The organism is Rhodococcus sp. CX (assembly GCF_015865005.1).
In the GTDB taxonomy this organism is placed as follows: Bacteria; Actinomycetota; Actinomycetes; order Mycobacteriales; family Mycobacteriaceae; genus Rhodococcus.
Window position 1 is genome coordinate 23,622 of the sequence record NZ_JADZGH010000214.1, and the last position, 7,527, is coordinate 31,148.

The 7,527-nt window shown below is 69.5% G+C and carries 6 protein-coding genes and 1 riboswitch; of the genes, 3 read left to right on the top strand and 3 right to left on the bottom strand.

Features of this window, described 5'->3' with window-relative positions; translation table 11 throughout:
• Positions 1-589 (top strand): tetrahydrofolate dehydrogenase/cyclohydrolase catalytic domain-containing protein (locus tag I0Q12_RS23620; protein WP_231611299.1); only part of this gene is annotated, 589 nt, incomplete at its 5' end.
• Between the two features lie 20 nt (positions 590-609).
• A complete protein-coding gene (locus I0Q12_RS23625; protein ID WP_197255271.1) occupies positions 610-894 on the top strand; it encodes a DUF3017 domain-containing protein in 285 nt (94 codons plus the stop codon).
• Here I0Q12_RS23625 and I0Q12_RS23630 read toward each other — a convergent pair.
• The gene (locus I0Q12_RS23630) at positions 891-2,021 is read right to left on the bottom strand and encodes a homoserine O-acetyltransferase (RefSeq protein WP_197255273.1); all 1,131 of its coding nucleotides are present in this window, start codon (positions 2,019-2,021) and stop codon (positions 891-893) included. The two genes, I0Q12_RS23625 and I0Q12_RS23630, sit on opposite strands and share 4 nt — an antisense overlap.
• Positions 2,022-2,154: 133 nt before the next feature.
• Positions 2,155-2,272, bottom strand: a riboswitch (SAM riboswitch).
• A gap of 258 nt (positions 2,273-2,530) precedes the next feature.
• Here I0Q12_RS23630 and I0Q12_RS23635 point away from each other — a divergent pair.
• Positions 2,531-3,748: an NADP-dependent isocitrate dehydrogenase gene (locus I0Q12_RS23635; RefSeq protein ID WP_197255275.1), complete on the top strand. Its 1,218-nt coding sequence runs from the start codon at positions 2,531-2,533 to the stop codon at positions 3,746-3,748.
• An 81-nt stretch (positions 3,749-3,829) separates the two neighbouring features.
• Here the strand turns inward: I0Q12_RS23635 and I0Q12_RS23640 are convergent, their stop codons facing one another.
• Both I0Q12_RS23640 and I0Q12_RS23645 read right to left on the bottom strand, forming a co-directional pair.
• Positions 3,830-6,454: an aconitate hydratase gene (locus tag I0Q12_RS23640; RefSeq protein WP_197255277.1), complete on the bottom strand. Its 2,625-nt coding sequence runs from the start codon at positions 6,452-6,454 to the stop codon at positions 3,830-3,832.
• Complete coding sequence (locus I0Q12_RS23645; RefSeq protein WP_197255279.1) at positions 6,451-7,365, bottom strand: citryl-CoA lyase; 915 nt, start codon at positions 7,363-7,365, stop codon at positions 6,451-6,453. Before I0Q12_RS23645 ends, I0Q12_RS23640 begins: the two co-directional genes overlap by 4 nt.
• Positions 7,366-7,527 lie beyond the last annotated feature (162 nt).

Here is a 7,527-nt window from a genome sequence, read left to right on the forward strand (position 1 = left end):
CGCGTGCACCGGCTACATCGTGCAGCTTCCGCTGCCCAAGCATCTCGACGAGAACGCCGCGCTCGAGCGCATCGACCCGGACAAGGACGCCGACGGCCTGCACCCGGTGAACCTCGGCCGCCTCGTGCTCGGCAAGGAGGCTGCGCTGCCCTGCACCCCGCGCGGCATCGTGCACCTGCTGCGCCGTTACGAGGTTCCGATCGCCGGCGCCCACGTGGTCGTCGTCGGCCGTGGCGTCACCGTCGGCCGTCCCATCGGCCTGCTGCTCACCCGTCGCAGCGAGAACGCGACCGTGACGCTCTGCCACACCGGGACCAAGGATCTGAAGGCCGAGGTCGAGCGCGCCGACATCGTCGTCGCGGCGGCCGGTGTGCCCGGTCTGATCACCGCGGACATGGTCAAGCCGGGCGCGGCGGTGCTCGACGTGGGTGTCTCCCGCACCGCGGACGGTCTGCGCGGAGACGTCGCCGACGATGTGCGCGAGGTCGCCGGGTTCATTTCGCCGAATCCCGGTGGTGTCGGTCCGCTGACCCGTGCTTTCCTGCTCACGAACGTGGTGGAGCGGGCCGAGCAGCTCGCCGGCCTCTGATCCGGAATCAGGCGACTCGGATGGACCGTTGGATGCGGTTCGCCCGCCGGAACCTGCCGTTGGTGGCGGTGACCGTGGTCATCGCCGCCGCGGTGGTGCTGGTGCTCGCGGACCGGTGGCGGCGCGGCGCGTTCGTGTTCGGCGGCGCCGTGATCCTCGCGGGTGTGCTGCGGTGGGCGCTGGCGCCCGAGCAGGTCGGGGTGCTGGCCGTGCGCGGCAAACGATTCGATGTCGCGGCGATGCTCCTGGTGGGAGGGGCGATCGTGGCGCTTGCCGTCTCGATCGACCCTCTCGGAACCGGTTAGCCGCGTTCGACCAGGTCCATCAGTTCGACCAGGAGCTTGGCGACGGCGTCGGCCTCGGTGAGGAATCCGTCGTGCCCGTCCCGCGATTCGAGGACCCGCAGACCGTCGCAGTTGGGCAGCCCGTCGGCGATCTCCTGCTGCAGCCGCAGCGGGTACAGCCGATCGGAGCTGACGCCCGCGACGATCGTCGGAACCGGGGAAGCGGCGAGCGCAGCCTGGACTCCGCCCCGTTTACGCCCGACGTCGTGGCGGTTCATGGCCTCGGTGAGGACGACGTAGGTGCCGGGGTCGAACCGCGACACCAGCTTGTCGGCCTGGTGTTCGAGGTAGCTCTGCACGGCGTACCGTCCGCCCTGCCACGGATCCTCGTCGGCCTGAGGCGAATTCGCGTAGCGGGAGTCGAGTTCTTCCTCGGTGCGGTAGGTCAGGTGCGCGATGCGGCGCGCGATGCCCAGTCCCGCGTCCGGGCGGCGTCCGGTGCCGTAGTAGTCGCCGCCCTGCCAGTCGGGGTCGCCGGTGATGACGGCCATCTGCGTGGTCTGGGTGCCGATCTGGTCGGCGGTGGCGCGGGCGCCCACGGCGAGGATCAGCGAGGCCCGGACCCGGTCCGGATGGGTCACGATCCACTCGAGCGTGCGCATGCCACCCATGGATCCGCCGGTGACGGCGGCGAGGGTCTCGATGCCGAGCGTGTCGAGCAGCGCGGCCTCGGCGGCGACCTGATCGCGGATGGTGATCTGCGGGAAGCGTGACCCCCACGGCTTGCCGTCCGGTGCGATGCTGCCCGGACCGGTGCTGCCGCGGCAGCCTCCGAGCACGTTGGACGCCACGACGCACCAGCGGTTGGTGTCGATGGGGGCGCCCGGCCCGACCATGCCGGTCCACCACCCGGGTGAGGGGTGATCCGGTCCGGCAGGTCCGGTGATGTGCGAATCCCCGGTGAGGGCGTGCTCGACCAGGACGACGTTGTCGCGGGCGGGGGAGAGGGCTCCCCAGCGCTGCACCGCGAGCGTGACGTTCGGGAGCGTCTCACCGTTCTCCAGCGACAGCGCGCCGATGTCGACCAGGCCGAGACGGCCGTCCTCGGGAGGAAGGTCGACGTATCGCCGTTCGGTGCCCGCCGTCAAGACGCTGCCGCCTCGACGACGACGGTGGGGGTGGCGGTGTTGGTCATCATGTCCTTCTGGGCGGGCGGCGGGTGGTCGGGTCGGATCTACGCGCGACAGCTCATGATCACAACTCTCATGGTCACTACCTCCCTGTACAGGCTTGCCGCCCGACCTGTGCGCCGAACGGCCCGGTCCTCACCCGGAGCACCCCACCCTGACCGGAGGGTTGCCGACCAGCAAGCCGGGGCTCGATGCTGGCACTCATGACCTGAACGGCAAGTTTAGCGGCTCGCTCCGTCGGGCCGGAAGCCGGGCCGTGCGCCCCGCTGACCAGCACAAAGTTACCGGCCGGTAGTGAAACCCGCGCTTTGCGCTGCCGACGAATAGCAGTACGCTTGTCTTGTTTGGCACGTGTTCCCGCGCGTGTGAACACGTCCATGCTCAGATCCCTGAGCAGTGAGAAGCCGTACTCACAAAGTGCGGTCGATTCGGGCCGAGGAAACGTCCTAGGAGGACACGAAGCGCACATGTCCAAGATCAAGGTTGAAGGCAAGGTCGTCGAACTCGACGGCGACGAGATGACCCGCATCATCTGGCAGTTCATCAAAGACAAGCTGATCCACCCTTACCTGGATGTCGATCTCGAGTACTACGACCTCGGAATCGAGCACCGCGACGCGACCGACGATCAGGTCACGATCGACGCGGCGAACGCCATCAAGAAGCACGGCGTCGGCGTCAAGTGCGCCACGATCACCCCGGACGAGGCGCGCGTCGAGGAATTCGGCCTCAAGAAGATGTGGCGCTCGCCCAACGGCACGATCCGAAACATCCTCGGCGGCACCATCTTCCGCGCCCCGATCATCATCTCCAACGTGCCCCGCCTGGTTCCGGGCTGGACCAAGCCGGTGATCGTCGGCCGTCACGCGTTCGGCGACCAGTACCGCGCCACCGACTTCAAGGTCCCCGGCGCCGGCACCGTCACGATCACCTTCACGCCCGAGGACGGCAGCGAGCCGATCCAGCACGAGGTGTGCAAGATCCCCGAGGACGGCGGCGTCGTCATGGGGATGTACAACTACAAGAAGTCCATCCAGGACTTCGCGCGTGCGTCGCTGGCCTACGGCCTGCAGCAGAACTACCCGGTCTACCTGTCGACCAAGAACACGATCCTCAAGGCCTACGACGGCATGTTCAAGGACGAGTTCCAGCGGATCTACGAGGAAGAGTTCAAGGCGGAATTCGACGCCGCGGGCCTGACCTACGAGCACCGCCTCATCGACGACATGGTCGCCTCCTCCCTCAAGTGGGAGGGTGGCTACGTGTGGGCCTGCAAGAACTACGACGGCGACGTCCAGTCCGACACCGTCGCGCAGGGCTACGGCTCGCTCGGCCTGATGACCTCCGTGCTCATGACCCCGGACGGCAAGACCGTCGAGGCCGAGGCGGCGCACGGCACCGTCACCCGCCACTACCGTCAGCACCAGCAGGGCAAGCCGACGTCGACCAACCCGATCGCGTCGATCTTCGCCTGGACCCGCGGTCTCGAGCACCGCGGCAAGCTCGACAACACCCCCGAGGTGATCGAGTTCGCGCAGCAGCTCGAGGACGTCGTCATCAAGACCGTCGAAGCCGGCCAGATGACCAAGGACCTCGCTCTGCTCGTCGGCCCCGAGCAGGGCTGGCAGACCACCGAGGAGTTCCTCGGCACCCTCGACGAGAACCTGCAGAAGGCTCGCGCCTGACGTAGCTCGCGACACAGCAGAACGGGGCGCCTCCGGAAGGAGGCGCCCCGTTCTTTTGCTTTCCTCGGGCCCGACAGCGTGTCAGACCGACAGCGGCGACCGTGTGGCCAGCAGGTGTCCGAACAGGCCACCGGCACGCAGCCACTCGTACTCCAGCGGAGTGTCGAGCCGGGCCAGTGCAGTGCCCTCCCACCGGATTTCGCCCGCGCGCGTCACCCGGACCGCGACGTCGCGGGACGTCCCGAGATCGTCCAGGCCGAGCACGGAGATCTCCTCGCTCCCGTCGAACTCCTCGGGGGCGGGACCGTCCCACTGGATCGGCAGGACACCCAGCGCGACCAGGTTGGTCCGGTGGATGCGTTCGAAGCTGCGGGCGAGAACGGCCCGAACGCCGAGCAGCCGTGTCACCTTGGCGGCCCAGTCGCGGGCGGATCCGGCGCCGTAGAGCTCTCCCGCGACCACGACGACGGGTGTGCCGTGCTCTCGGTGGTGTTCGGCGGCGACATGGACCGGCACCGGCGGCTGTTCCGGCGAGATCCGCGTCCAGCCGCCCTCCCGATCCGGTGCGAGGAAGTTGTGCAGGCGGGTGTTCGCGAAACCACCCCGGACCATCACGTCGTGGTTGAGCCGGCGAGAACTGAAGGTGCCCAGCGCCCGTTCGTCGACACCCCGTTCGACGAGCCAGCGTCCCGCCGCCGAATCGGGCAGGACCCGCGCGACGGGGGAGATGTGGTCGGTGGTCACGGCGTCCCCGAGCACGAGCAGCGGACGCGCGTGCAGGTCTCCGTGGATTGCGGGCACGGTCAGCTCGGTATCGGTGAACGGTGGCCGGCGGATGCTGCCGGTTTCTCCGTCCCACCGATAGTGCTCGCCGTGCGGGTACTCGAGCTGTTCCCAGCGGTCGGTCGTCAACGCCCGATCCGCACCGCGGCCGAGCGCGGCCGCTTCGTGCTCGGCGAGCAGCGCGTCGATCTCCTGCTCGTCGGGCCAGAGGTCGGCGAGGGTGACCGGCGAGCCGTCCTCGGCGTGACCGAGAGGCTCGGCCGACAGATCGACCCGCACGTTGCCGGCCAGGGCGTAGGCCACGACCAGCGCAGGGGAGGCGAGGTAGGCGTGGGTGACGTCCGGATGGATTCGGCCGGTGAAGTTCCGGTTGCCCGACAGCACGGCGGTGTCCGGGGTCGTATCCGAACCGGCCGGGGCAGGAGGCAGCGGACCGGAGTTACCCATGCAGGTGCCACAACCGAATCCGGTGACGTGGAAACCGAGCCGGTCGAGGTGTGCCTGAAGGCCACTGGATTCCAGGAGGTCGGCCGCCGCTCGCGATCCGGGGGTCAGCGATGTCTTGGTCCACGGCGCCGCAGCGAGACCGGCCTCGACGGCGTTGCGCGCGAGCAGACCCGCCGTCACCAGGGCGCGGGGGTTGGACGTGTTGGTGCAACTGGTGATCGCGGCGATGGCGACATCGCCGCTGCGCGACCTGGACGCGCCGTCGTCGCTGTGCGACCCGGACTCGCCGCGCGAGGCGGGAACCTCGGACAGCGACAGGGCTTCGTGCGGTCGCGACGGACCGGCCAGTGTCGTCGTGATGCTGCTCAGGTCGATCCGCAGTGTCGTCTCGAAACGGGGGACCGGGCTGGATGCGGTGTGCAGCAGACCCTGGGCGGTCAGGTACTGCTCGGCCAGACGGACCTGCTCGGGCGAGCGACCGGTGGTTGACAGGTAGTCGAGAGTGCGGCGATCCGCGGGGAACCACGCCATCGTGGCGCCGTATTCGGGCGCCATGTTGGCGACCGTGGCGCGGTCGGGCACCGACAGCGAACCCAGTCCGTCGCCGTGGAATTCGACGATCGCCCCGACCACGTTCACGGCGCGCAGACGTTCCGCCAGGGTCAGTGCCAGGTCGGAGGCGAGGACACCCGGCGCGAGACGGCCGGTGAGTTCGACGCCGACGACGCGCGGTACCCGGATCATGAGGGCCTGCCCGAGCGCTGCGGCGGTGGCCTCGATGCCGCCGACGCCCCACCCGGTGACACCGAGCGCATTGATCATCGTGGTGTGCGAGTCGGTGCCGACCAGCGCATCCAGGGCCGCCACGCGCAGGCCGTCGGATTCGGTGGTGGTGACCACCGGCGCCAGGACCTCGAGGTTCAGCTGGTGACAGATGCCGACCCCGGGCGGAACGACGCGGAGCCCGGGGATGCGCTCCTGGGCCCAGCGCAGGAACCGGTAGCGGTCGTGGTGACGCATGTACTCGAGGTCGATGTTCCGGCCCGCCGCGGAGGCGTGCCCGTGCTCGTCGACCTCCAGCGCGTGGTCCACGACGAGATCGAGAGGCAACGACGGCCGGAAGGCGGACGCGTCGATGCCGTCGCTCTCGGCCCGCTCGAGCAGGGTAACGATGTCCGCCAGCACCGGAATGCCGGAGGCGTCCTGGAACAGGACACGTCCGGGGAAGAACGGCACAGCGGCGGTCTCGTCCCGGCGGGTGAGGGCGAGAACGTGCTCGGGCAGCGCCTCGGGATGTCCCTGATTGCGCAGAACCCCTTCGACGAGCGTCTTCAGCGACCAGGGGAGCTCGCCGACGGGTCCGGCGCCGTTGGCCTCGGCGGCGGCGAGGCTGTAGTAGTGCAGCGGGGAACCGGCCGGGTCGTCGAGCGGCAACGCCGTCAACGACCGGAAGGGATCGGTGTCGGAGATGCTCATCGGCCGTTCTCATCCTCCGCTTCGGCTCCCCAGGCACGCTCGGGGTGCCCGACGTAGGTCGGGAGCAGCGGCGGCGGCATCGGGCCCTTGATGCGGCGACCGCTCTGCGACTCCTCCCAGCTGTGGGCGAGAACGCCGACCGACCGGGACAGGATGAACAGGCCGCGGGCGAGTTCGGCGGTGAAGCCGAGCTCGGCGTAGATGACGGCCGTCGCACCGTCGATGTTCATCGGGACCGGTCGAGCCCGGCAGGCGGAGAGCTGTGCCTCCAGTTCCAGCGCGGCCGCGAGGTAGCGACCGGACACGACTCCGGCGTCGACGGCCCCCTGGACGGCCTCGAGGAGCGGATCCCGGCGCGGGTCGCGGGTGTGGAATCGGTGACCGAAGCCGGGGACGTAGGCCCGGCGCTCGCGATAGGAGGCCACCTCGGCCGCCACGGCCTCGCCGAGATCGCCGCCCTCGGCGGACGTGACCAGCCGCTGCAGGAATTCGACGCACTGCTGGCCGGCTCCGCCGTGGACGTCGCCGAGCAGCCCGACGCCGGTGGACATCGCGCCGTGCAGGCCGACACCGCACGTGGCGGCCATCCGGGCGGCCGCGATCGACGGTGCCTGCGGTCCGTGGTCGACAGCGGCGACGAGCGCCTTCTCGAGCAGCGCCGCCTCGGCGTGGGACGGCATCGAGCCGCGCACCATGGTCCAGATGGTCTCGACGAACGTGGCGTGGCGGATGAGGTCCTGGATGGGATATCCGCGGTATCGGATCACGTCGGGTTCGATGTCCGAGACGGCGGTGCTCCACCAGTCGGCGGTCTTCTGCGAGTCCACCGCCGCGAGTGCTGCGGTGCGGGCGGCCGACGTGGCGACGTGCGTCTGCGAAACCTGTTCTGCTGCAATCGGTGTGGTGGTCATACGGCGCCCTCCTGGCGGAAGTTGTCGATCTGGTCGGCGGTGAATCCGATCTCGGCCAGGATCTCGTCCGTGTGCTCGCCCAGGATGGGCGGGCGGGTGGCGGGGCCGACGGCCCTGCCGTCGACGTGAGTGGGCAGTCCGAGAACCTGGACGGTGCCGAGG

Excerpts from the sequence above, each read along its gene's own strand:
- I0Q12_RS23635 (WP_197255275.1), top strand. The coding sequence starts at position 2,531 with ATGTCCAAGATCAAGGTTGAAGGCAAGGTCGTCGAACTCGACGGCGAC.
- I0Q12_RS23645 (WP_197255279.1), bottom strand. The coding sequence starts at position 7,365 with ATGACCACCACACCGATTGCAGCAGAACAGGTTTCGCAGACGCACGTC.
- I0Q12_RS23640 (WP_197255277.1), bottom strand. The coding sequence starts at position 6,454 with ATGAGCATCTCCGACACCGATCCCTTCCGGTCGTTGACGGCGTTGCCG.
- I0Q12_RS23625 (WP_197255271.1), top strand. The coding sequence starts at position 610 with ATGGACCGTTGGATGCGGTTCGCCCGCCGGAACCTGCCGTTGGTGGCG.